Genomic DNA, 22112 nt, shown 5'->3' with positions numbered 1-22112 from the left:
CACGTCACCGGTCCTCGCGGTGTGGTGCCCGTCCTCACCCTGCAGCGCGAGGGCGCGCACCACACGGTGAGGCCGGCCGGCCGGACGGCGGCGGGCGGGGCCGCACGGCAGACTGGCCCGGTGATCGTCGGGGTCGGGATCGACGTGGTGCCGGTGGCCCGCTTCGCCGAGTCGCTGGTGCGCACCCCCGGACTGCGCGACCGGCTGTTCACCGCGGCCGAGCAGGTGACCCCCTCGGGCGGGGACCGGACGGCGGAGTCGCTGGCCGCGCGCTTCGCCGCCAAGGAGGCCCTGGCCAAGGCCCTGGGCGCACCGGGCAGCCTGCGCTGGCACGACGCGGAGGTCACCGTCGGCGACCACGGCCGCCCGCGGCTGGAGGTGCGCGGCAGCGTCGCCCGCCGCGCGGAGGCCCTGGGCGTCGAGTCGTGGCACCTCTCGCTGAGCCACGACGGCGGCATCGCCTCCGCGGTGGTCGTCGCCGAGGGGACGCCGGCGTGATCGGGCTGTCCACGGCCGCCGAGGTCCGCGCCGCCGAGGACGTGCTGCTGGCCCGCACCCGCGAGGGCGTCCTCATGCAGCGGGCCGCCACCGGGCTGGCCACCGTCTGCCTGCGGCTGCTCGGCCGCGCCCACGGCACCCGCGTCACCGCGCTGGCGGGCGCCGGCAACAACGGCGGGGACGCGCTCTTCGCCGGCGCCCACCTCGCCGCCCGCGGCGCCCGCGTCACCGCCGTCCTGCTCGACCCCGACCGCGCCCACCCGGCCGGCCTGGCCGCGCTGCGCCGCGCCGGTGGCCGCGTCACCGGACCGGAGGGACCCGACGGGCTCGACCGCGCCGACCTCGTCCTCGACGGCGTCGTCGGCACCGGTGGCCGGGGCGGGCTGCGGCCTCCGGCCGCGCGGCTCGCCGGGCGGGCGGCCGCCGGACCGGGGATGACCGTCGCCGTGGACGTCCCGAGCGGCGTGGACGCCGACACCGGCGCGGTGGCGGGCGAGGCGTTCGCCGCCCTGCACACCGTGACCTTCGGCGCGGTGAAGCCGGGGCTCGTGGTGGGCGACGGGCGCGGGTGCGCCGGCACCGTCCACCTCGTCGACATCGGCCTCGGCCCGCACCTGGCGGCGCCGCGGGCGCACCAGCTCACCGACGCCGACGTCGCCGCGCACCTGCAGCCGCCCGAGCCCGGCGACGACAAGTACTCCCGCGGGGTGGTGGGCGTCGTCGCGGGCTCGGCGGTGTACCCGGGCGCCGCCGTCCTCTGCACCGGAGCGGCGCTGCGCACGCGGCCGGGGCTGGTCCGCTACGCCGGGACGGCCGGGGACGGCGTGCGCGCCGCCTGGCCGGAGGCGATCGTCACCGACGGCCGGCCCGCCGACGCCGGCCGGGTGCAGGCCTGGGTCGCCGGACCCGGGATGGGCACCGACGACGACGCCCGTGGCGCGCTCGCCGAGGTGCTGGCCACCGACCTGCCCGTGGTCGTGGACGCCGACGCGTTGACGATGGCCGCCCGCGAGCCCGACCTGGTGCGCGGGCGGGGCGCGCCCACCGTGCTCACCCCGCACGACCGCGAGTTCGAGCGCTTCGGCGTGCCGGTGGGCACCGACCGGATCGGTGCCGCGCGCCGGCTGGCCGCCGACCTGGGCGCCGTCGTGCTGCTCAAGGGCGACGCCACCGTGGTGGCCGGCCCCGGCGGGACGGCGTTCGTCAACGCCACCGGCACCTCCGAGCTGGCCACCGCGGGCACCGGCGACGTCCTCGCGGGGATCCTCGGGGCCCTGCTGGCCACCGGCACGCCGCCCGCGCAGACCGCCGCGGCCGCCGCCCACCTGCACGGCCGCACCGGGCAGCTCGCCGCCGCGCGCGGCCCCCTCGTCGCGAGCGACCTGGTGCGCCACCTGCCCCGGGCCGTCGGCCTGGTGCGCGGGTCCGCGACGGGGAGCCTGCGAGACTCGGGGGCGTGAGCGAGCGAGTGCCCCGGGCCGAGGTGGTCGTCGACCTCGACGCGATCGCGGCCAACACCGCGGTGCTGCGCGGGCGGGTCGGCCGGCCGCTGATGGCGGTGGTGAAGGCCGACGGCTACGGGCACGGACTGGTCCCCGCCGCGCGCGCGACGCTGGCCGGGGGAGCCGACTCACTCGGCGTCGCCGTGCTCGAGGAGGCCCTCGCGCTGCGCGCCGCCGGGATCACCGCGCCGGTGCTCGCCTGGCTGCACACGCCCGGCAGCGACTACGCCGCCGCGCTGGCCGCCGACGTCGAGGTGTCGGTCAACAGCGAGCGGGCGCTGGCCGAGGTGGTCGGCGCGGCCCGCGCGACCGGCCGGCCGGCCCGGCTGCACCTGTGCGCCGACACCGGCCTGTCGCGCGAGGGCGCCGGCGCGGCCGACTGGCCCGGGCTGGTCGCCGCCGCCGCCCGGGCCCAGGACGACGGCGACCTCACCGCCGTCGGGCTGTGGAGCCACCTGGCCTACGCCGACGCCCCGACGCACCCCACCATCGGCGCGCAGGTCCGCGTGTTCGAGGAGGCCGTGGCCATCGCCCGGCGGGCCGGGCTGACGGACGCCCGGCTGCACCTGGCCAACTCCGCGGCCACGGTCGCGCTGCCCGGGACCTGGTTCGACATGGTCCGCCCGGGGATCGCCGTCTACGGGCTCGACCCGCTCGGCGGCGACGCGGCCGCGCACGGACTGCGGCCGGCGATGACGGTGCGGGCGCGGGCGGCGCTGACCAAGCGGGTGCCCGCCGGGGTCGGCGTCTCCTACGGCCACACCTACTCGCCCGACCGCGAGACCACGCTCGTGCTGGTCCCGGTCGGCTACGCCGACGGCGTCCCGCGGGCGGGCGGCAACCGCGCGCCGGTGCTGGCCGCGGGCGCGCGGCGCACCATCGCGGGGCGGGTGTGCATGGACCAGTTCGTGCTCGACGTCGGCGACGACGAGGTGCGGCCCGGCGACGAGGTGGTCCTCTGGGGCCCCGGCGACTCCGGCGAGCCCACCGCGCAGGACTGGGCGGACGCCGTCGACACCATCCACTACGAGCTGGTCACCCGGGTCGGCGGGCGGTTCACCCGCCGCTACACCGGGACCGCGGGGGCCGTCTGATGGCACGCAGGCAGGAGGCGCGGCAGCAGCCGGCGCACCCGGGGCTGGCCGAGGCGGTCGCGCGGCACCCGGTGGTCGCCGGTGCCGGCGCCGTCGTCGGCCTGGCGGCCGCGACCGCCGCGCTGGGGGTGACCGTCGCCCGGATCGCCACCCGCCGGGTGCGCGCCGACCGGCTCAGCCCCACCGGCGCGCTGCCCGAGGGCGCCACCGAGACCGACCTGCGCGAGGACGACCCGCTCGGCCCGTCCGCGCGCCGCGCCGACCGCACCGCGCTGGTGCAGGCCGACGACGGCGTGCTCATCGCGGTGGAGGAGGTCGGCCCGCTCGACGCGCCGCTGACCGTCGTCTTCGTGCACGGCTACACGCTGTCGATGGCCTCGTGGACCTACCAGCGGCGGTCCCTGGGCGCGGCGCTGGCCACCGCCAACGGCCACCGGCCGGCCGCCCGGCTGGTCTTCTACGACCAGCGCGGGCACGGCTCGTCCACCCGCGGGCCGGCCGAGCACGCCACGATCGAGCAGCTGGCCCGCGACCTGGCCGGCGTCCTCGAGGCGCGGGTGCCCACCGGCCCGGTCGTGCTGGTCGGGCACTCGATGGGCGGCATGACGGTCATGGGCCTGGCCGACGTCCACCCCGGGCTGTTCGGCCGGAAGGTGGTCGGCGTCGCCCTGGTGTCGACCTCCAGCGGCAACATCGCCGAGCTCGACTTCGGCCTGCCGGACTTCCTGACCCGGCTGCGCGCCGCCGTCCTGCCGGTGGCGGCCTGGACGATGCGCCGCCGCCCGGGCTTCGCCGAGCGCACCCGCCGGCTGGCCGCCGACGTCGTCTCGGCGGCCACCCGCTCGCTGTCGTTCGCCTCCACCGACGTCGACCCCCGGCTGGGCCGCTACGTCGACGCGATGATCGCCGGGACGCCGGTCGACGTGATCGCCGAGTTCTACCCGGCGCTGGTCGGCCTGGACGAGACCGGTGCGCTCGAGCCGCTGCGCCGCGTGCCGGTCCTCGTGCTCACCGGCGACGCGGACAAGATGATCCCCAAGGAGCACAGCGACACCCTGGTCGAGCACCTCCCGGACGCCGAGTACGTCGTCGTCCCGGACGCCGGCCACCTGGTCCCGCTGGAGAAGCCCGACGAGGTGACGCGGGCGCTGTCGGGGCTGCTGCGCCGGGTCGCCGCCGAGACCGCGGGGCGCCCGCGCGACTGAGGGTCAGCCCCGGCCCTCGAGGTGGTGCGCGAGCAGCTGCTCGCGGGTGCGGCGGGCGACGTCGTAGCCGTCGGCGAAGGTCAGCTCCCACGGCGTCCCGGCGCCGGGCACGACTGGACGGCGGGGTGGCTCCAGGACCGCCGCCCGCAGCGCCGGGTCCGCCAGCTGCCGGAGGCCGGCCACGGCCACCCGCCGCACCGGGTCGCCAGCGCCGGCACGGGCCTCCCGCAGCAGCCGGCGGCCCGCGGCCGTGGGGCCGACGAGCCGCCCGAGCAGCCCCTCGCGCCGCAGCCGCCGGACCACCGCGGTCACCCGGTCGTCGCCGAGGGCGCGCCAGCGGACCGTCTCGACCGAGCGCCGGCCCCGGGTCCCGACGGCGTCGAGGACCGCGGCCTCGACCGGGTGGCGGCGCCGCGCGTCGGCGACCTGCAGCTCGCCCGGGGCCACGGCCCGCACCCGGCCGGTGACGACCAGGGCGACGAGCGCGGCGTCGACGACCCGCTGCGTCCCGCCGGCGAGGCAGGCCACGTCGTACACGTCCGGCTGCGGCGTCATGGCGGCTCCTCGGGACGCGGGGCTCGTGCGCACACGGTGGCACCCCGCCGCCGGCGGCGGAAGCCCGCGGGCCCCGTCGCGGCGGCCACCGTAGGGTCGGGACGTGGCCGCACCCCGCCCGCCCCGGTTCGACGCCCGGACCCGGGAGATGGCCGAGGAGGTCGCCCGCACCGCCGCGGCGGCCGCCGACTGGCCCGCGCTCGCCGCAGCGGCGAGCCCCTGCGTCGCCTGTCCCGAGCTGGCGACCACCCGGCAGCACGTCGTCGTCGGCGACCCGCCCGCGCGCGGCCCGGCCCGTTTCGCGCTGATCGGGGAGGCGCCCGGCGCGAACGAGGACGAGACCGGGCGGCCCTTCGTCGGGAGGTCGGGGCAGCTGCTCGACCTGCTGCTCGCCGAGGCCGGGCTGGACCGCGCCGAGGCCGCGGTGCTCAACATCGTGAAGTGCCGGCCGCCGGGCAACCGCACACCGAAGACCCCCGAGGTCGCCCGCTGCAGCGGCTGGCTGCGCCGCCAGCTCGAGCTGCTCGACCCTCCCGTCGTCGTCGCGCTCGGGCTGTCCTCGGCCAAGTGGTTCCTCGGCCCGAGGACCGTCCTCGCCGAGGCCCGCGGCCGCCCGCACGACGTCGGCGGCCGGGCCGTCTGGGCCACCTACCACCCCTCGGCGGCGATCCGCTTCGGCCCGGCCGGGGCGCCGCGCGCCGGGCTGCTGGCGGACCTGACGTCGGTCGCGGCGAGCCTGCGGTGAGACGCGAGCACCTCCTGCCCCGCCCCGAGGACACCCGGGCCCTGGGCGCCGCGCTGGCCGCCGTCGTCGGGCCCGGCGACCTGCTGGTGCTCACCGGCCCGCTCGGCGCCGGCAAGACCGCGCTCACCCAGGGCCTCGGCGCGGGCCTGGGGGTGTCCGAGCCGGTCACCTCACCGACGTTCGTCATCGCCCGGGTGCACCGCGGCGGGCGGCTGCCGCTGGTGCACGTCGACGCCTACCGCCTGGGCAGCGGAGCCGACGTCGACGACCTCGACCTCGACGCGTCGGCCGAGGAGTCGGTGACCGTCGTCGAGTGGGGCGCCGGGCTGGTCGAGCAGCTCGCCGACGAGCACCTCGAGGTCCGGCTCGACCGGCGCGAGGACGACGTCCGCACCGCCGTCCTCGTGCCGCGGGGCCCGGGCTGGGAGCGGCGGCTGGAGGGGTGAGCGCCCACCACGTCGTGGCCGGGGCGCTGGTCCGGGGGCCGCGGGTGCTGCTCGGACACCGGTCGCCGGGCCGCCGCTGGTACCCCGGCGTCTGGGACCTGCCCGGCGGGCACGTCGAGCCGGGCGAGGACGAGCGCGCGGCCCTGGTGCGCGAGCTGCGCGAGGAGGTCGGCGTCCGCGCTCCCCTCGTGGACGGCGAGCCGGCGCTGCGGGTGGCCGACGGGGAGATGGCGCTGGCGGTCTACGCCGTCCGCGCGTGGACGGGGGAGCCGGGCAACCGGCAGCACGGGGAGCACGACGAGCTGCGGTGGGTGACCGCCGCGGAGGCCCGCGGGCTGGCGCTGGCGCACCCCTCCTACGCCGAGCTGGTCGAGCGCCTCGCCGGGGCTACGGAGCGGTGAGCAGCTCGACGTCGCGCTGACCGGCCAGCGTGGCGAGACCCGCATCGACGGTGACCACGCTCGTCCGGTGCCGTCGGGCGAGGGTGGGCAGGTGGGCGCCGGTGACCTGGCGGTGCCCGGCCACCCGGGGGGAGCGCACTCGGCAGGGCCCTCGCGTTGGACGAGACGCGCACGGAGCCGCTCCCGGTGACCGGGCAGGCCGCCCACCCCGCCGCAGCGTTCCTGGTGGACCACGAGCGGATGGCGACGTGGTGGACGTGCGAGTCCCAGGCCAGGGCGACCAGGGCGTCGACGTCCACCAGCGCCACGCCGGCTCGGTCCTCGTCGAGGGCCCGGCGCACCATCGCGGCGGTGACGCGCGGGCTCCCCGCGGGGACGCGGACCACGGGCAGGCCGTCCTCGGTCGTCCGCACGCGGTGACGCCATCGCACCAGCGCATCACCAGAGGTCCCTCCGGCACGACGACTAACCTGACCTCCCGTGCTCGTCCTCGCCCTCGACACCGCGACCCCCACCCTGGTCGCCGGGGTCGCCCGCCGGTCGGCCGACGGCGACGTCGAGGTGCTCGCCGAGCGGGCGGTGCCCTCGGGCAACCGGCACGCCGAGCTGCTGGTCCCCGCGGTGCGCGAGGCGCTCGCCGCGGCCGGCGTGGCACTGGCCGACGTCGGCGCCGTGGTCGCCGGCCTGGGGCCCGGGCCGTTCACCGGGCTGCGGGTCGGCGTGGTCACCGCCGCGGCGCTGGCCGACGCCCGCGGCGTCCCCGCGGTCGGCGTCTGCTCGCTCGACGCGGTCGGCACGGGGGAGCGGACGGTGGTCACCGACGCCCGCCGCAAGGAGGTCTACTGGGCCGCCTACGACGCGGCCGGGGCACGGACCGGCGGGCCCGGCGTGGTCCGCCCCGAGGAGCTGGCCGCCGCCGGCCCGCTGGTCGGCGACCCGCGGTTCGCCGACCGGCTGGGCGCCCCGGTCGCGCCCGCCGAGGTGACGACGGCGGGCCTGCTGCGCGCGGCCGGGCCGCAGCTCGACGACCCGTCGTCGGCCGGACCGCTGGTGCCGCTGTACCTGCGCCGGCCCGACGCGGTCCCGCCGACGTCCTTCAAGCCGGTGACGACGTCGTGAGCGTGCGGCTTCGGCCGATGCGGCTGGCCGACCTCGACGCCGTCCTGCGGCTGGAGGAGGAGCTCTTCGCGCCGGACACCTGGACGCGCGCGATGTACCGCGACGAGCTCGCGCGCACCGACACCCGGCACTACCTGGTCGCGGTCGACACCGACGGGGAGGCCGTCGTCGGCTACGCGGGCCTGATCGCCTACGCCGACGAGGCGCACGTGGCCACGATCGGCGTCGCCGGCGCCCGGCAGGGGGAGGGGATCGGCGCGCGGCTGCTCGACGCGCTGCTGGCGGAGGCCGACCGGCGCAGCCCCGTGGTGCTGCTCGAGGTGCGCGCCGACAACCCCCTGGCGCAGGGGCTCTACCGGCGGCGCGGGTTCACCGAGATCGGCCGGCGGCCGCGCTACTACCAGCCGAGCGGGACGGACGCGGTCGTGATGAGGCGGGAGGTGCGGCGGTGAGCGAGCCGCTGGTCGTCGGGTTCGAGACCTCGTGCGACGAGACCGGGGTCGGCGTCGTCCGCGGGCGGACGCTGCTGGCCGACGCGCTGGCCACCTCGGTGGCCGAGCACGAGCGCTTCGGCGGCGTGGTGCCCGAGATCGCCTCGCGGGCGCACCTCGAGGCCATGGTCCCGACCGTGCACCGCGCGCTGGCCGAGGCCGGGGTCGCGGCGTCCGACGTCGACGCCGTCGCGGTGACCGCCGGACCGGGGCTCACCGGCGCGCTGCTGGTGGGGCTGGCCGCGGCCAAGGCGTACGCGCTCGCGCTGGACGTGCCGCTGTACGGCGTCAACCACCTGGCCGCGCACGTCGCCGTCGACGAGCTGCAGCACGGCCGGCTGGCCGAGCCGTCGCTGGCGCTGCTGGTGTCGGGCGGGCACAGCTCGCTGCTGCTGGTGCCCGACCTGTCCCGCGAGGTGACCTCGCTGGGCCGCACGGTCGACGACGCCGCCGGCGAGGCCTTCGACAAGGTCGCCCGGGTGCTCGGCCTGCCCTTCCCCGGCGGCCCGCCGATCGACCGCGCCGCCCGCGAGGGCGACCCGTCGGCGATCGCCTTCCCGCGCGGGCTCACCGGCCCCCGGGACGCGCCCTACGACTTCTCGTTCTCCGGCCTCAAGACCGCCGTCGCGCGCTGGGTCGAGGCCCGGCAGAGGGCGGGGGAGCCGGTGCCGGTGGCCGACGTCGCCGCCTCGTTCCAGGAGGCGGTGGCCGACGTGCTCACCGCCAAGGCCGTCCGCGCCTGCCGGGACCACGGCGTGGACCACCTCGTGCTCGGCGGGGGAGTGGCGGCCAACTCGCGGCTGCGGGCACTGGCCGAGGAGCGCTGCGCGGCGGCCGGGATCGTGCTGCGGGTGCCCCGCCCGGGGCTGTGCACCGACAACGGCGCGATGGTCGCCGCGCTCGGCTCGCGGCTGGCCGAGGCCGGCGTCGAGCCGTCGGCGCCCGACCTGGGCGCCGACAGCTCGCTGCCGATCGACGTCGTCACCCCCTGACCCCGCCTTCTGCGACGGGCGGTCAGTAGGTGTCCGCGAGCACCGTCGTCGTCACCGACCCCGCGCCGTCGGTGACCCGGACGCGGACGGCGCGGTCGTCGGCGGTGATCCCCGGCCACCACGCGGCCCACCAGCCGTCCTCGACGGTGGCCGTGACCACCTCCCCGCCCGGCAGGACCAGCTCCACCGCCACCACGTCGGCAGCACTGCGGCCGTAGGCGGTCGAGCCGTACAGGTCCTCCCCGTCGGACGCCTGCGTCGTGCCGAGCCCGGCCGCGCGCACACCCGAGGCCGGCGCGCCGTCAGGCAGCTCCTGGCGGGCGGTGCCCACCACGCCGTCCGGGCCGGACAGGCAGTCCCCGACGGTGCCCCCGCCGACGAGGACGGTCAGCCCCCACGGCCCGCGGACGTCGACCACGGCCGGTCGCTGCTCGGCGGGGAGGAACGGGTGCTCCGCCGTCCAGGAGGCGCCGGCCTCGGCCGGCGTCCGCGCGAGGGCCTGGGTGCAGGCCGCGGCCAGCGCCGAGCGCTGCGCCGGGGTCGCGGCGTCGGGCAGGTGCGACCAGTCCGCGACGGCCGGCGGCGTCGTCCCCCCGGGGACGAGGACCAGCGCCGCGGCCACACCGGCCGCGGCGACGGTCCCGGCGGCGGCCCGCCGCCACGCCCGCGCGGGGGCGCGGAACGGGAGGACGACGCCGTCCCGGCCGGGATCGGCGGCGGCCACCCGGCGGGCGGTCCGGAGGAAGCCGGGCGGGAGGTCGGGCAGGTCGGCGTCGCTGACCAGTGCGGCGCCGGACAGCCGCTCGTCGGTGGCGGTCACGGGGTCTCCTCGGGAGCGGTGTCGCTGTCGGTGTCGAGGCGGGTGAGGGCGGTGCGCAGCCGGGTGCGGGCGCGGTGCAGGCGGACGCGGGCGGTGCCGGGCGCCAGCCCGAGCGCGGTGGCGGCCCCGGCGGGGGTCAGGCCCTCCCAGGCGACGAGGGTGAGCAGCTCCCGGTCGGCGTCGGACAGCCCGGCGAGCGCCTGCCGCACGCGGCGGGCGTCGGCACGGGCGGCGAGGAGCGCCGCGGGGTCGGGCACGCCGTCGGCCTCTCCGCCGAGGTCGGCGGCCAGGCGCTGCCCCAGCCGGCCGGAGCGGACCCGGCTGCGCTGCAGGTTGGCCAGCGTCAGCCGGGCGACGCCGAACAGCCACGGCCGCCGGCCGTCCTCGTCCTGCGGGACCTGGTCGGGGCGTCGGCAGACCACCACGAAGACGTCCGACACGAGGTCGAGGGCCTCCTCGCGACCGGCGCACCGGCGCAGGGCGTAGCCGAGCAGGGCACGCCCGTGCTCGCGGTACAGGTCCTCGACCGGGTCGCCGGGTGGGGACGGGCGGGCGGTCGGCACGGGAGGCGGGTCCTCGGTGACGGTCACGCCCTCCGCATGTCCGGTCCCCGTCGGCCGTTACAGCGGCACCGCACGCCTCAGCCCGCGACGTCGCAGACGAGGGCCGTCGGGGCGCCGGCCACGCGGGTGACGACGACGGTCGCCGTCCCGGCACCCGGGCCGCGCAGCTGCCGGCCGAGCGTCTCGGGCTCGACCGCCGAGCCGCGCTTCTTCACCACCACCCGGCCGACGCCGCGCGCCCGCAGCAGCGCGCGCAGCCGCTTGAGGTTGAAGGGCAGGACCTCGTCGACGCGGTGGGAGGAGACCCAGGGGGAGTCCGCGGCGGCGTCGGAGGTCAGGTAGGCGATCGTCGGGTCGACCAGGGTCGCGCCCAGCTCCGTGGCCGCCAGGGACACCAGCCCCGACCGGATGACGGCGGGGTCGGGCTCGTGCAGCCAGCCGCGCACCGGCCCGGCGTCGGCCGGTCCCGGGTCCGCGTCGGCGGTCAGCTCGTGCGCCACCCCGCGGCGGACGACGGTGGCCCGCCGCCAGGCCGCCGAGACACCGGTGCCCCACAGCAGCGCCTCCACGATCGAGCCGCGCACCGACACCCACTCGGCCTCCACGCCCGCGGGCACCCGCTCGTGGTCCAGGCCCGGCGCCACCTTGACCACCGCGCGCGGCACCCGGTCCAGCAGCGTGGCCACCGTCGACCACGGCGGCGACCAGGAGTCGGGGTGCAGCCGGCGGCGCCCGTCCGCCCGCCGCGCCGGGTCGAGGACGGCGGCCCCGCACCCGGCCACCTCGCCGCCGCCCGCGGCGTCCACGAGCTCGACGACGTCGCCGGCGAGCACCCACACGTCGTCGTCCACGCCGAGCGCGGCGGCGTTGACCGCGGTCAGCTCCCGGGCCACCGGGTCGCGGTCGACGGCCAGCACCCGGGCGCCGGCCCGGGCGAGGGCGATCGTGTCGGTGCCCGACGCACAGCCGAGGTCGGCGGCCGAGTCGGTGCCGTCGGCCAGCAGCCGGGCGGCGCGGCGGGCGGCGAGCTCCGGCCGGCCGGCCTGCTCGAGGGTGTCGGCGGTGAGGAACAGGACGTCGGCGTCGGCGCCGAGGACCGGGCGCGCGCGGGCACGCAGCCGGGCCAGCTCCCAGGCGGGGCCGGCCAGTTCCGGCCCCACCTCCGCGCGCAGCCGGGCCACGCCGGCCAGCACGTCGGCCCCCTCGGCGAGCAGCGCCGCGGCGCGGGCAGTGGCCGCCGTCCCCTCGGGTGTCCGCAGCAGCCGCAGATGGGTCAGGACGGCGTCGTCGGGCACCGCCCCAGCCTCCCGCAGGGCCGGTTCCCGCTCCCCGGTGACCCGGTTGAGTGGCTGGCACTCTCCTGGGTAGAGTGCCAATCGACACGGGTCCGCGCCTGACCCCCGCGACGGCAGGCCCAGACCCCGTGCCACAACGTGCAACCCACCCGCCGTCCGATCCCGAAGGGGGCGTCACCTCGTGACGACCGCTACCAAGGTCACCATCAAGCCGCTCGAGGACCGTGTCGTGGTCCAGGCCAACGAGGCCGAGACCACCACCGCCTCCGGCCTGGTCATCCCGGACACCGCCAAGGAGAAGCCGCAGGAGGGCACGGTCATCGCCGTGGGCCCCGGCCGCATCGACGACAACGGCAACCGCGTCCCGCTCGACGTCAACGTCGGCGACGTCGTCATCTACTCGAAGTACGGCGGCACCGAGGTCAAGTACGCCGGCGAGGAGTACCTGGTGCTCTCCGCCCGCGACCTGCTCGCCGTCGTCGAGAAGTAGTAGAAGGACCTCGTCCTCCTCATCCCCCGCGAGCTCGGGACGAGCCTCTGGACGAGGCCGTTCCAGTACGTCACCCGACCGCCCCGGCGACCCGACTGACCGGGTCCCGGGGCGGTCGTCGTCCGACCCTGTTCTCCCCTGATCGGAAGGGCCCCATGGCCAAGATCATCAAGTTCAACGAGGACGCCCGCCGGGCGCTCGAGCGCGGCGTCGACAAGCTCGCCGACACGGTCAAGGTGACCCTCGGCCCGCGCGGCCGCAACGTCGTCCTCGACAAGAAGTTCGGCGCCCCGACCATCACCAACGACGGCGTCACCATCGCCCGCGAGGTCGAGCTCGACGACCCGTACGAGAACCTCGGCGCGCAGCTGGCCAAGAACGTCGCCACCAAGACCAACGACGTCGCCGGTGACGGCACCACCACCGCCACGGTGCTGGCCCAGGCGCTGGTCAAGGAGGGCATGCGCAACGTCGCCGCCGGCGCCAACCCGATGGGGCTCGGCCGCGGCATGCGCGCCGCCGTCGACGCCGTGTCCACGGCCCTCGACGAGGTCGCCATCCCGGTCGACGACCAGGCCGCCATCGCCGGCGTCGCCACCATCTCCGCGCAGGACGCCGAGGTCGGTGCCCTGATCAGCCAGGCGATGGAGAAGGTCGGCAAGGACGGCGTCATCACCGTCGAGGAGAGCAACACCCTCTCCACCGACCTCGACGTCACCGAGGGCGTGCAGTTCGACAAGGGCTACCTCTCGCCCTACTTCGTCACCGACGCCGAGGCGATGGAGGCCGTCCTCGACGACGCCCTCGTGCTGCTGGTCCAGGGCAAGGTCGGCGCGCTGGCCGACCTGCTGCCGCTGCTGGAGAAGGTGCTCGGCACCGGCGCCCGCCCGCTGCTGATCGTCGCCGAGGACGTCGAGGGCGAGGCGCTGTCCACCCTCGTCGTCAACTCGATCCGCAAGACGATCAAGGTCGTCGCGGTGAAGTCGCCCTACTTCGGCGACCGCCGCAAGGCGTTCATGACCGACCTCGCCGTCGTCACCGGCGGCCAGGTGGTCAGCGAGGACGTCGGCCTCAAGCTCGACCAGGTCGGCCTCGAGGTGCTCGGCACCGCCCGCCGCGTGACGGTCGACAAGGACACCACCACGATCGTCGACGGCGGCGGCACGCAGCAGGCCATCGGCGACCGGGTCGCCCAGATCCGCCGCGAGATCGAGGCCACCGACTCCGACTGGGACCGCGAGAAGCTGCAGGAGCGGCTGGCCAAGCTCGCCGGCGGCATCGGCGTCATCCGGGTCGGCGCGGCCACCGAGGTCGAGCTCAAGGAGCGCAAGCACCGCATCGAGGACGCCATCGCCGCCACCCGCGCCGCGGTGGAGGAGGGCGTCGTCCCCGGCGGTGGCTCCGCGCTGGTGCACGCCGCCACCGCGGTCGACGCGCTGGACCTCTCCGGTGACGAGCTGACCGGCGCCCGCGCCGTGCAGCGCGCGCTGGAGGCCCCGCTGGCCCGCATCGCCGACAACGCCGGCTTCGAGGGCCGCGTCGTCGTCGCCAAGGTCCGCGACCTCGGCGCCGGCCAGGGCTTCAACGCCGCCACCGGCGAGTACGGCGACCTGGCCGCCCAGGGCGTCATCGACCCGGTCAAGGTCACCAAGGCCGCGCTGGGCAACGCCGCGTCGATCGCCGCGATGGTGCTCACCACCGACTCCGCCGTCGTCGAGGCGCCGGAGGAGGAGGACCACGCGGGAGCCGGGCACCACACCCACGGTCACTCGCACGGTCACGGCCACAGCCACTGAGGAAGGACCTCCCTGCCCCCACCGCTCGCACGCTCGCGGCGGGGCCCTGCAGGGGGGCCGCTCCGGTCCCTCGCCGCTCACCGACTCGCGGCGGGGGACCGGGCGGGGTCGACCCGCACAGACGAGAGGGCCGGTCCAGCAGCTGCTGGACCGGCCCTCTCGGCGTCTGTGGGTGCTCAGACCCCCGCGGCGACGGCGGCGGGTTCCGCGGCGATCAGCCGGGCCCGCTCCTCCTCGCTCATGCCGCCCCACACGCCGTAGGGCTCGCGGACGCTGAGCGCGTGCTTGAGGCAGGCGTCGACGACGGGGCACTTGGCGCACACGGCCTTGGCGGCCGCCTGGCGCCGCGCCCGGGCCGGACCGCGCTCGCCGTCGGGGTGGAAGAACAGGGCGGTGCTCTCACCGCGGCACGAGCCGTGGAGCTGCCAGTCCCACACCTCGGCCACGGGTGTCGGCAGTCGGCGGATGTCAGCCATCTGTGTCCTCCTCGGCTCGGCGAGCCGGAGGGGGCGACCCGGCTGCACGGGAGCCGGTGCCCGAGGGTCCCCGGGGTCAAACACAGTGGGGTCCGACATTTTCCCGCCCACCGTCTCCCCCCGCAGGGTGAGCACGCCTGTCGCCGCCCCCACCGGACGCTCATGGTGGCTCCAGGCCGTGCCGTTACCCGGGTCGAGTGACCCCACGCCCCGCACGGCCGGGGGAAGACAGGAGCTGCAGTGATCGACGACAGGATGCGCGGTCCCGGCCACGGTGCCACCACCGTGTGGGTGTACGACGAGCGCCGCCGTGTCCGCGACGACGTCGCCTCCCGCCTGGTGGCCCTGCCGTTCGTCGGCCGGGTCGAGGTCGTCGGTGACGCCGCCACGCTGGTCCAGCGGCTGGCCACCCGCCAGCCCGACGTGCTGCTGGTCGGCACCCAGCGCGCGGTGGACACCGGCCTGACCGTGGCCACCCAGGTGCTGCGCAGCCACCCGACCGTGCCGGTGCTGGTGCTCGGCGCACCGGACGACGCCGAGACGGTCCGTGCCGCCGTCGCCGTCGGTGCCCGCGGGTACCTCCGCTGGGACGCCAGCGCCCTGGAGATGGGCCTGGGCCTGTCCCGGGTGGGGCTGCGGGCCGACGGCCGGCCGCCGCAGCCGGCCGCCCCGGTGCCGCTGGCCTCGGTGGGCGCTCCGGCGCCCTCGTGGGCGGCGCCGCTCAACGGCGCGGGCCCGCGGGTCGTGAGCACGACGGTCCGCGAGAGCGCGCCGCCGGTCACCCTGTCGATGCGCGAGATGCAGGTGCTCACCGGCATGAGCCAGGGCAAGAGCAACGCCCAGATCGGCCGCGAGCTCTACCTGTCCGAGGACACCATCAAGACCCACGCGCGCCGGCTGTTCCGCAAGCTCGGCGCCAAGGACCGCGCCGAGGCGGTCGCCACCGGCTTCCGCCGCGGCATGATGACCTGAGCCGGACGACCACCCGCCGAGGGCCCCCTCCGATCGACGGAGGGGGCCCTCGACGCGTTCCGGCGGGTGCCCGGTAGACCCGCAGCAGCGGCCGGTGGCCGGCCCGTGTCGTCCACCCGGCGGGCCGGGTGCCGGCGGCCGTCCAGCCGAGCCGCTCGTACAGCGCGATCGCCGGGCCCGCGTCGTCGACGACGTCGAGCACCAGCCCCAGCCCCTCCGCCGCGGCCCAGGCCGTCGCCGCACCGAGCAGCGCGGCGCCCAGGTCCAGCCCGCGCGCGTCCGGCGCGACGAACAGCCGGCTGACGGCGCACCCGTCGCCCTCGCGCGTCACGCAGACGTGTCCGGCGACGGCGCCGTCCCGCGTGGACAGGTCCGCCGGCAGCCGCCTCCGGACGACGGCGGGGCTAGTCGTCGCGGGCGTGCCGACCGCCGCGGGAGCCGCCGCCGGGCTCCTCGCGCTCGGCCATCGCGGCGATCCCGTCGGCGTAGCCGCTGGCGTAGTCCCAGCTCACGTAGTCGGCCGGGTCGGGGTCGAACGGCGGCTCGTGCCGGCCGGTCTGCCCCTCCTCGAGCAGCTGGCGCAGGTTGGCCTGCATCAGCGCCCAGTCGACGTGGTGCTCCTCGTCGCAGTCGGGGCAGTCGACGACGATGCCCTTGATCCCGGTGGGCTCGAGCAGCGTGCGGAAGACCTCGAGCTCGGCCAGGTCGTCGAGGACGCCGGCCCGCTCCTCCATCGACAGCGGCGGTGGCGGGTCCGAGGGCCCGAAGCCGGACCCCGGGGACTCGTCGTCGAAGGAACTCACGGTGCCCTCCTCCCACGCGCCGGTGGCGCTGACGCTGCCGCTCGGGCGCACGGGTCGCGCGTCCGGGGGACCACGGTAGTCGCCCCCGCCGACCGATCCCCACGTGCAGCGGGAAGCGGCGTCCCGGCCGCGGAGGACCCCGGCCTACGATCGAGGACGGTTCCCGCGCGCCCGGCCGGGGCTGAGCCGATGGAGAGGGTGGCGGCCACCATGCAGCCCGACGACCGGACCCCCGAGCTGCCGGCGAAGTTCGCCCCGCTCGGCCTGACCTACGACGACGTCCTGCTCATCCCCGGTGAGTCCGACGTCGTCCCCGCCGAGGTGGACACCAGCAGCCGGTTGACCCGCGGGATCCGGATCGCCGTCCCGCTGCTGTCCAGCGCGATGGACACCGTCACCGAGGCCCGCATGGCGATCGCCATGGCCCGCGTCGGCGGCGTCGGCGTCCTGCACCGCAACCTCGCCGCCGAGGAGCAGGCCGGCCAGGTCGACCTGGTGAAGCGCTCCGAGGCCGGCATGGTCACCAACCCGGTCACCTGCTCACCGGACAACACCCTCGCCGAGGTCGACGCGCTCTCGGGCCGCTACCGGATCTCCGGCGCCCCGGTGGTCGACGACGAGGGCGTGCTCATCGGCATCGTCACCAACCGCGACATGCGCTTCGAGACCGACCCGCACCGGCTCGTCCGCGACGTCATGACCCCGATGCCGCTGGTGACCGCCCCGGTCGGCGTCGACGCCGACACCGCGCTGCGCCTGCTGTCCCAGCACAAGATCGAGAAGCTGCCGATCGTCGACGACGCGGGGCGGCTGCGCGGCCTGATCACGGTCAAGGACTTCGTCAAGCGCGACCAGTACCCGAACGCCACCAAGGACGCCGACGGCCGGCTCGTCGTCGGGGCTGCCCTCGGCGTGGGCGAGGACGCCTTCAAGCGGGCGGGCCTGCTGGTCGACGCCGGTGTCGACGTGCTCGTCGTCGACACCGCGCACGGCCACCAGCGCGCCGTCCTCGACATGGTCGCCCGGGTGACGAAGGAGTTCGGCGGCGACGGCGGCGTGCAGGTGGTCGGCGGCAACATCGCCACCCGTGCCGGCGCGCAGGCGCTGGTCGACGCCGGCGCCGACGCCGTCAAGGTCGGTGTCGGCCCGGGCTCGATCTGCACCACCCGCGTGGTCGCCGGCGTCGGCGTCCCGCAGATCAGCGCCATCTACGAGGCCAGCCTCGCCGCGCGGCCGGCCGGCGTGCCGGTCATCGCCGACGGCGGCCTGCAGTACTCCGGCGACATCGCCAAGGCCCTGGTCGCCGGCGCGGACACGGTGATGATCGGCGGGCTGTTCGCCGGGGTCGAGGAGGCCCCGGGCGAGCTGGTCTTCATGAACGGCAAGCAGTTCAAGACCTACCGCGGCATGGGCTCGCTGGGCGCCATGCAGAAGCGCGGCAACCAGTCCTTCAGCCGCGACCGGTACTTCGCCGACGACGTCCTCTCCGACGACAAGCTCGTCCCCGAGGGCATCGAGGGCCAGGTGCCCTACCGCGGGCTGCTGGCCACCGTCGCCCACCAGCTCGTCGGCGGGCTGCGCGCGTCGATGGGCTACGCCGGCGCGGCCACCGTCGCCGACCTGCAGGAGCGCGGCCGGCTGACCCGCATCACCTCGGCGGGCCTGACCGAGAGCCACCCGCACGACATCCAGATGACCGTCGAGGCCCCCAACTACCGAGGACGCTGACGATGCCCGCGCGCGACACCGTCGAGATCGGCCTCAACCGCTTCGCCCGCCGGGGCTACGACCTCGACGAGGTCTCGATCGTGCCCTCCCGCCGGACCCGCGACGTCGACGACGTCTCCACGGCCTGGCAGATCGACGCCTTCCGGTTCGACATCCCGCTGGTCACCAGCCCCAGCGACGCCGTCGTCAGCCCGGCGACGGCCATCGCGGTCGGTCAGGCCGGCGGCCTCGGCGTGCTCAACGCCGAGGGCCTGTGGACCCGCTACGACGACCCGCTGCCGGTGTACCGGCAGCTGTGCGACGCCGCCGCCGAGGCGTCGCTGCCGGTGGCGCTGCTGCAGCAGGTCTACGCCGAGCCGGTCAAGCCGGACCTGATCACCGCGCGGATCAAGGAGGTGCGCGACGCCGGGGTCACGACGGCGGTGCGGGTCTCGCCCCAGCACACCGAGCAGCTGGCGCCCGCGGTGCTCGCCGCGGGGGTCGACCTGCTGGTCATCCAGGGCACGATCGTCTCCGCCGAGCACGTGACCACCCAGGGCGCCGCGCTCAACCTCAAGGAGTTCATCGCCGACCTCGACGTCCCGGTGGTCGTCGGCGGCGCGGCCAACTACACGACCGCGCTGCACCTCATGCGCACCGGCGCGGCCGGCGTGGTCGTCGGCGTGGGCGCCGACAGCTTCTCCACCGCCGACGCCGTCATGGGCATCCGGGTGCCGCTGGCCAGCGCGATCGCCGACGCCGCGGCCGCCCGCCGCGACTACCTCGACGAGACCGGCGGGCGGTACGTGCACGTCATCGCCAACGGCCGGATCGAGACCAGCGGGGCGATCGCGCGGGCGCTGGCCTGCGGGGCCGACGCCGTGCAGATCGGCGAGCCGCTGCGCGCCGCGCGGGAGGCCCCGGCCGGCGGCGTCTGGTGGGACTCGGTGGCCGCCCACCCGCGGCTGCCGCGTGGCGGGACGTCGGCACCGGTCCCGGCCGCCGGGACGCTCGAGCAGGTGCTGCTCGGCCCGGCCGAGACCGCCGACGGGCGCACCAACCTCTTCGGGGCGCTGCGCCGCACGATGGCCAAGACCGGCTACCGCGACCTCAAGGAGTTCCAGCGGGTGGACCTCGTCATCGGCGGTCGATCCGACTGATGGACTTCCCGACCGTCCTCGTCGTCGACTTCGGCGCGCAGTACGCCCAGCTCATCGCCCGGCGCATCCGCGAGGCCGGCGTCTACTCCGAGATCGTGCCCTCGTCGGTGTCCGCCGACGAGGTGCTCGCCCGGGAGCCCGCGGCGATCGTGCTCTCCGGCGGGCCGTCGAGCGTCTACGCGGAGGGGGCGCCGCAGCTCGACCCGGCGCTGTTCGAGGGCGGGGTGCCGGCGTTCGGCATCTGCTACGGCTTCCAGGCGATGGCCGCCTCCCTCGGCGGCACCGTGGCCCGCACCGGCGACCGCGAGTACGGCGGCACGCCGCTGACGGTCACCACCGGCGGGCGGCTGTTCGGGACCCTGCCGGTCGAGCAGTCGGTGTGGATGAGCCACGGCGACGCCGTCAGCGCCGCCCCGCCCGGGTTCACCGTCACCGCCACCTCCACGGGCGCGCCGGTCGCCGCCTTCGAGGACGTCGACCGGCGGCTGGCCGGGGTGCAGTTCCACCCGGAGGTGCGCCACACCGCCCACGGGCAGACGGTGCTCGAGCACTTCCTGTTCGACATCGCCGGCCTCGAGCCCACCTGGACGATGGCCAACGTCGTCGAGGAGCAGGTCGAGCGGATCCGTGCGCAGGTGGGGGAGGGGCGCGCGCTGTGCGCGCTGTCCGGCGGGGTGGACTCCGCCGTCGCCGCAGCACTCGTGCAGCGGGCCATCGGCGACCGGCTGACCTGCGTCTACGTCGACCACGGGCTCATGCGCGAGGGCGAGACCGAGCAGATCGAGCGGGACTTCGTCGCCGTCACCGGGGTGGACCTGCGGGTCGTCGACGCCCGCGAGCAGTTCCTCACCGCGCTCGCCGGCCTCGCCGACCCGGAGCAGAAGCGCAAGACGATCGGCCGCGAGTTCATCCGGGTGTTCGAGCAGGCCGCCCTCGACGTCGTCGGCGACGCGAAGGAGCACGGGGAGTCGGTCGACTTCCTCGTGCAGGGGACCCTCTACCCCGACGTCGTCGAGTCCGGCGGCGGCACCGGGACGGCGAACATCAAGAGCCACCACAACGTCGGCGGGCTGCCCGAGGACCTCCAGTTCACCCTCGTCGAGCCGCTGCGGACGCTGTTCAAGGACGAGGTCCGCGAGGTCGGACTGCAGCTCGGGCTGCCCGAGTCGATGGTGTGGCGCCAGCCGTTCCCCGGCCCGGGGCTGGGCATCCGCATCGTCGGCGAGGTGACCCGGGAGCGGCTCGACGTGCTGCGGCGGGCCGACGCCATCGTGCGTGCCGAGCTCACCGCCGCCGGGTTGGACCGCGAGATCTGGCAGTGCCCGGTGGTGCTGCTGGCCGACGTCCGCTCGGTGGGCGTGCAGGGCGACGGGCGCACCTACGGCCACCCGGTCGTGCTGCGGCCGGTGTCCAGCGAGGACGCCATGACCGCCGACTGGACCCGGCTGCCCTACGACCTGCTGGCGCGCGTCTCCACCCGGATCACCAACGAGGTCCCCGAGGTCAACCGGGTCGTCCTCGACGTGACGAGCAAACCGCCCGGCACCATCGAGTGGGAGTGAGGACCCTCCTGCCCCCACTGCTCGCAGGCTCGCAGCGGGACCCTGCAGGAGGGCCGTTCCAGCAGGTCACCACGGGGACCTCACGGCGTGGGCGTCGGGCGGCGGGGTGCCGTAGAGGGCGGGGTCGCGCTCGGGTGCCGGCTCGGTCGTCAGGTCGGCGGCCTCGATGCGGTCCCACCGGAACCAGCGTGGCGCGTCCCGCTCCCGGCACCAGCCGACCAGGTACCAGTGGCCGCCGGTGCGGGCCACGAGCCGCGGCTCCACCCGCCGGCGTGACGGCGTCCCCTCCCGGTCGCGGTAGGTGATCGCCAGGACGCGGCGCTCTCCCAGCGCCCGCTCGACCACCGCGGCGGTGCCCGGCCGCACCCCGGACGGCGCGCGCACCCACACCCGGCCCCCGAGTCGCTCGGCCTCCGCCCGTGCCTGGGGCGCCATCACGTCGAGCACCTTCTCCAGGGCCGCCCGGCCGTCGACGGCGAAGGGCGCGTCCCCCGACCCGGCCAGCGCGACGGCCACTGCCACCGCCTGCGCCGGCGTGAGGTTGACCGGCGGGAGGGTCGCGGCCGCGTCGAGCACGTAGCCGCCGCCCGGGCCGGCGCTCGCCCAGATCGGCACGCCCGCCTGCTGCAGCGCGCTGACGTCGCGCTTGACCGTGCGGGTGGAGACCTCCAGCCAGGAGGCCAGCCGCTGCGCCGTCCGCCCGCGGCGCCCGGCCCGGCGCAGCTCCTCGGTGAGCGCGTGCAGGCGGTCGGTGCGGTTCACGGCCGTGATCCTGCCCGGAGACGGTGACAGGACGGTGTCACCGGGACACCGGCACCGTGGCGGGCATGGCATCCATCGCGCTGTTCCACTCCGTCCTCGGCGTCCGTGCCGGGGTCCTCGACGCCGCCGGCCGGCTGCGCGCCGCCGGGCACGACGTCCTCGTCGTCGACCAGTACGGCGGCCGGTTCTTCGACGACTACGCGGAGGCCGGCGCGCACGCCGGGTCGGTGGGGTTCCCGGCGCTGATGGCGGCGGCGCTCGAGGCGGTCCGCGACCTGCCCGACGGCTTCGTGGCCGCGGGGTTCTCCAACGGCGCGGGCATGGCCGAGTACGTCGCCACGCGGCGCCGGTGCGCCGGGGTGCTGCTGTTCTCCGGCGCGCTGCCGGTGGCGGTGCTCGGGGCCCCGTCCTGGCCGGCGGGGCTGCCGGCGCAGCTGCACACCGCCGCCGGGGACCCCCTCCGGTCCGCCGGGTGGGCCGCGCAGCTCGCCGACGAGGTGGCGGCCGCCGGCGGGGAGCTGGAGGCGTTCGAGTACCCGGGGGAGGGACACCTGTTCACCGACCCGGGCCTGCCCGCCGAGTACGACCCGGTGGCCACCGAGGCGCTCTGGCGGCACGCGCTCGCCTTCTGCGCCCGGGTGGCCGGCTGACCACGACG

Annotated in this window: 26 protein-coding genes; 17 read left to right on the top strand and 9 right to left on the bottom strand. The window is 76.9% G+C overall.

All coding sequences use genetic code 11. The annotated features are described in order from the left end of the window. The first annotated feature begins 120 nt into the window (after nt 1-120). Genes BMZ33_RS06025 through BMZ33_RS06010 form a run of 4 tightly spaced genes read left to right on the top strand, consistent with a single transcriptional unit; the run spans nt 121 to nt 4299 of the window. Complete coding sequence (locus BMZ33_RS06025; RefSeq protein WP_091108903.1) at nt 121-498, top strand: holo-ACP synthase; 378 nt, start codon at nt 121-123, stop codon at nt 496-498. Beyond that, nucleotides 495-1958 carry an NAD(P)H-hydrate dehydratase gene (locus BMZ33_RS06020; RefSeq protein ID WP_091108639.1) on the top strand — a complete coding sequence of 488 codons (1464 nt, stop codon included), beginning with the start codon at nt 495-497 and terminating at the stop codon, nt 1956-1958. The genes BMZ33_RS06025 and BMZ33_RS06020 overlap by 4 nt, the downstream gene beginning before the upstream one ends. Then, complete coding sequence (gene alr / locus BMZ33_RS06015) at nt 1955-3094, top strand: alanine racemase (protein WP_169063950.1); 1140 nt, start codon at nt 1955-1957, stop codon at nt 3092-3094. The genes BMZ33_RS06020 and alr overlap by 4 nt, the downstream gene beginning before the upstream one ends. Beyond that, entirely contained in the window at nt 3094-4299 is a 1206-nt protein-coding gene (locus BMZ33_RS06010; RefSeq protein ID WP_091108637.1) for an alpha/beta fold hydrolase, read from the top strand. Before alr ends, BMZ33_RS06010 begins: the two co-directional genes overlap by 1 nt. A gap of 3 nt (nt 4300-4302) precedes the next feature. Here the strand turns inward: BMZ33_RS06010 and BMZ33_RS06005 are convergent, their stop codons facing one another. After that, entirely contained in the window at nt 4303-4887 is a 585-nt protein-coding gene (locus tag BMZ33_RS06005; protein ID WP_280139186.1) for a TIGR04222 domain-containing membrane protein, read from the bottom strand. A gap of 70 nt (nt 4888-4957) precedes the next feature. Between BMZ33_RS06005 and BMZ33_RS06000 the strand changes: the two genes are divergently transcribed. Genes BMZ33_RS06000 through BMZ33_RS05990 form a run of 3 tightly spaced genes read left to right on the top strand, consistent with a single transcriptional unit; the run spans nt 4958 to nt 6446 of the window. Continuing rightward, complete coding sequence (locus tag BMZ33_RS06000; RefSeq protein ID WP_169063949.1) at nt 4958-5599, top strand: uracil-DNA glycosylase; 642 nt, start codon at nt 4958-4960, stop codon at nt 5597-5599. After that, complete coding sequence (tsaE, locus tag BMZ33_RS05995; RefSeq protein WP_091108635.1) at nt 5596-6045, top strand: tRNA (adenosine(37)-N6)-threonylcarbamoyltransferase complex ATPase subunit type 1 TsaE; 450 nt, start codon at nt 5596-5598, stop codon at nt 6043-6045. The genes BMZ33_RS06000 and tsaE overlap by 4 nt, the downstream gene beginning before the upstream one ends. Then, nucleotides 6042-6446 carry an NUDIX domain-containing protein gene (locus BMZ33_RS05990; protein ID WP_091108634.1) on the top strand — a complete coding sequence of 135 codons (405 nt, stop codon included), beginning with the start codon at nt 6042-6044 and terminating at the stop codon, nt 6444-6446. The genes tsaE and BMZ33_RS05990 overlap by 4 nt, the downstream gene beginning before the upstream one ends. On the opposite strand, the gene BMZ33_RS23095 is transcribed toward BMZ33_RS05990, so the two are convergent. Then, nucleotides 6433-6570 (bottom strand): PIN domain-containing protein, encoded by a 138-nt coding sequence (locus BMZ33_RS23095; RefSeq protein WP_169063948.1) that lies wholly within the window; start codon nt 6568-6570, stop codon nt 6433-6435. The genes BMZ33_RS05990 and BMZ33_RS23095 overlap by 14 nt on opposite strands. 356 nt (nt 6571-6926) lie before the next feature. Between BMZ33_RS23095 and tsaB the strand changes: the two genes are divergently transcribed. Genes tsaB through tsaD form a run of 3 tightly spaced genes read left to right on the top strand, consistent with a single transcriptional unit; the run spans nt 6927 to nt 9048 of the window. After that, nucleotides 6927-7565 carry a tRNA (adenosine(37)-N6)-threonylcarbamoyltransferase complex dimerization subunit type 1 TsaB gene (gene tsaB, locus BMZ33_RS05980; protein ID WP_091108633.1) on the top strand — a complete coding sequence of 213 codons (639 nt, stop codon included), beginning with the start codon at nt 6927-6929 and terminating at the stop codon, nt 7563-7565. Further along, complete coding sequence (rimI, locus tag BMZ33_RS05975; protein ID WP_169063947.1) at nt 7562-8017, top strand: ribosomal protein S18-alanine N-acetyltransferase; 456 nt, start codon at nt 7562-7564, stop codon at nt 8015-8017. The genes tsaB and rimI overlap by 4 nt, the downstream gene beginning before the upstream one ends. Continuing rightward, a complete protein-coding gene (gene tsaD, locus BMZ33_RS05970; protein WP_091108631.1) occupies nt 8014-9048 on the top strand; it encodes a tRNA (adenosine(37)-N6)-threonylcarbamoyltransferase complex transferase subunit TsaD in 1035 nt (344 codons plus the stop codon). The genes rimI and tsaD overlap by 4 nt, the downstream gene beginning before the upstream one ends. A 22-nt stretch (nt 9049-9070) precedes the next feature. Here the strand turns inward: tsaD and BMZ33_RS05965 are convergent, their stop codons facing one another. From BMZ33_RS05965 to BMZ33_RS05955, 3 genes are read right to left on the bottom strand one after another with little or no spacing between them, the layout of a single operon-like run. After that, nucleotides 9071-9868: a hypothetical protein gene (locus BMZ33_RS05965; RefSeq protein ID WP_091108630.1), complete on the bottom strand. Its 798-nt coding sequence runs from the start codon at nt 9866-9868 to the stop codon at nt 9071-9073. After that, the gene (locus BMZ33_RS05960) at nt 9865-10458 is read right to left on the bottom strand and encodes an RNA polymerase sigma factor (protein WP_091108629.1); all 594 of its coding nucleotides are present in this window, start codon (nt 10456-10458) and stop codon (nt 9865-9867) included. Before BMZ33_RS05960 ends, BMZ33_RS05965 begins: the two co-directional genes overlap by 4 nt. Before the next feature lie 50 nt (nt 10459-10508). Continuing rightward, nucleotides 10509-11726, bottom strand: a complete 1218-nt coding sequence (locus BMZ33_RS05955; protein WP_091108628.1) for a THUMP-like domain-containing protein — start codon at nt 11724-11726, stop codon at nt 10509-10511. 181 nt (nt 11727-11907) lie between these two features. On the opposite strand from BMZ33_RS05955, the gene groES reads away from it, so the two are divergent. Both groES and groL read left to right on the top strand, forming a co-directional pair. Continuing rightward, complete coding sequence (gene groES / locus BMZ33_RS05950; protein ID WP_089402145.1) at nt 11908-12216, top strand: co-chaperone GroES; 309 nt, start codon at nt 11908-11910, stop codon at nt 12214-12216. Between the two features lie 155 nt (nt 12217-12371). After that, a complete protein-coding gene (gene groL / locus BMZ33_RS05945) occupies nt 12372-14012 on the top strand; it encodes a chaperonin GroEL (RefSeq protein WP_091108627.1) in 1641 nt (546 codons plus the stop codon). A 176-nt stretch (nt 14013-14188) separates the two neighbouring features. On the opposite strand, the gene BMZ33_RS05940 is transcribed toward groL, so the two are convergent. Beyond that, the gene (locus BMZ33_RS05940) at nt 14189-14488 is read right to left on the bottom strand and encodes a WhiB family transcriptional regulator (protein ID WP_091108626.1); all 300 of its coding nucleotides are present in this window, start codon (nt 14486-14488) and stop codon (nt 14189-14191) included. Between the two features lie 240 nt (nt 14489-14728). Between BMZ33_RS05940 and BMZ33_RS05935 the strand changes: the two genes are divergently transcribed. After that, complete coding sequence (locus tag BMZ33_RS05935) at nt 14729-15460, top strand: response regulator transcription factor (protein ID WP_091108625.1); 732 nt, start codon at nt 14729-14731, stop codon at nt 15458-15460. On the opposite strand, the gene BMZ33_RS24645 is transcribed toward BMZ33_RS05935, so the two are convergent. Both BMZ33_RS24645 and BMZ33_RS05925 read right to left on the bottom strand, forming a co-directional pair. Then, a complete protein-coding gene (locus BMZ33_RS24645; protein WP_425283683.1) occupies nt 15366-15830 on the bottom strand; it encodes a GNAT family N-acetyltransferase in 465 nt (154 codons plus the stop codon). The genes BMZ33_RS05935 and BMZ33_RS24645 overlap by 95 nt on opposite strands. Nucleotides 15831-15864: 34 nt before the next feature. Beyond that, a complete protein-coding gene (locus tag BMZ33_RS05925; protein ID WP_091108901.1) occupies nt 15865-16263 on the bottom strand; it encodes a DUF5319 family protein in 399 nt (132 codons plus the stop codon). A gap of 189 nt (nt 16264-16452) precedes the next feature. Between BMZ33_RS05925 and guaB the strand changes: the two genes are divergently transcribed. The 3 genes from guaB to guaA are packed head-to-tail and all read left to right on the top strand — an operon-like array spanning nt 16453 to nt 20692. After that, nucleotides 16453-17991 (top strand): IMP dehydrogenase, encoded by a 1539-nt coding sequence (gene guaB, locus BMZ33_RS05920; protein ID WP_169063945.1) that lies wholly within the window; start codon nt 16453-16455, stop codon nt 17989-17991. Nucleotides 17992-17993: 2 nt separating this feature from the next. After that, nucleotides 17994-19130: a GuaB3 family IMP dehydrogenase-related protein gene (locus BMZ33_RS05915; protein ID WP_091108623.1), complete on the top strand. Its 1137-nt coding sequence runs from the start codon at nt 17994-17996 to the stop codon at nt 19128-19130. Then, on the top strand, nt 19130-20692 hold the full coding sequence (gene guaA / locus BMZ33_RS05910) for a glutamine-hydrolyzing GMP synthase (protein WP_091108622.1): 1563 nt from the start codon (nt 19130-19132) through the stop codon (nt 20690-20692). The genes BMZ33_RS05915 and guaA overlap by 1 nt, the downstream gene beginning before the upstream one ends. Nucleotides 20693-20758: 66 nt before the next feature. On the opposite strand, the gene BMZ33_RS05905 is transcribed toward guaA, so the two are convergent. After that, nucleotides 20759-21454 carry a helix-turn-helix transcriptional regulator gene (locus tag BMZ33_RS05905; protein WP_091108621.1) on the bottom strand — a complete coding sequence of 232 codons (696 nt, stop codon included), beginning with the start codon at nt 21452-21454 and terminating at the stop codon, nt 20759-20761. A gap of 65 nt (nt 21455-21519) precedes the next feature. Here BMZ33_RS05905 and BMZ33_RS05900 point away from each other — a divergent pair, with 65 nt between their 5' ends. Further along, on the top strand, nt 21520-22104 hold the full coding sequence (locus BMZ33_RS05900; protein WP_091108899.1) for a dienelactone hydrolase family protein: 585 nt from the start codon (nt 21520-21522) through the stop codon (nt 22102-22104). Nucleotides 22105-22112: the final 8 nt, after the last annotated feature.

This window comes from Geodermatophilus dictyosporus, assembly GCF_900115505.1.
GTDB lineage: Bacteria > Actinomycetota > Actinomycetes > Mycobacteriales > Geodermatophilaceae > Geodermatophilus > Geodermatophilus dictyosporus.
Note: the sequence above shows the minus strand (reverse complement) of the source record. Positions and strands in the feature narration are given on the sequence as shown.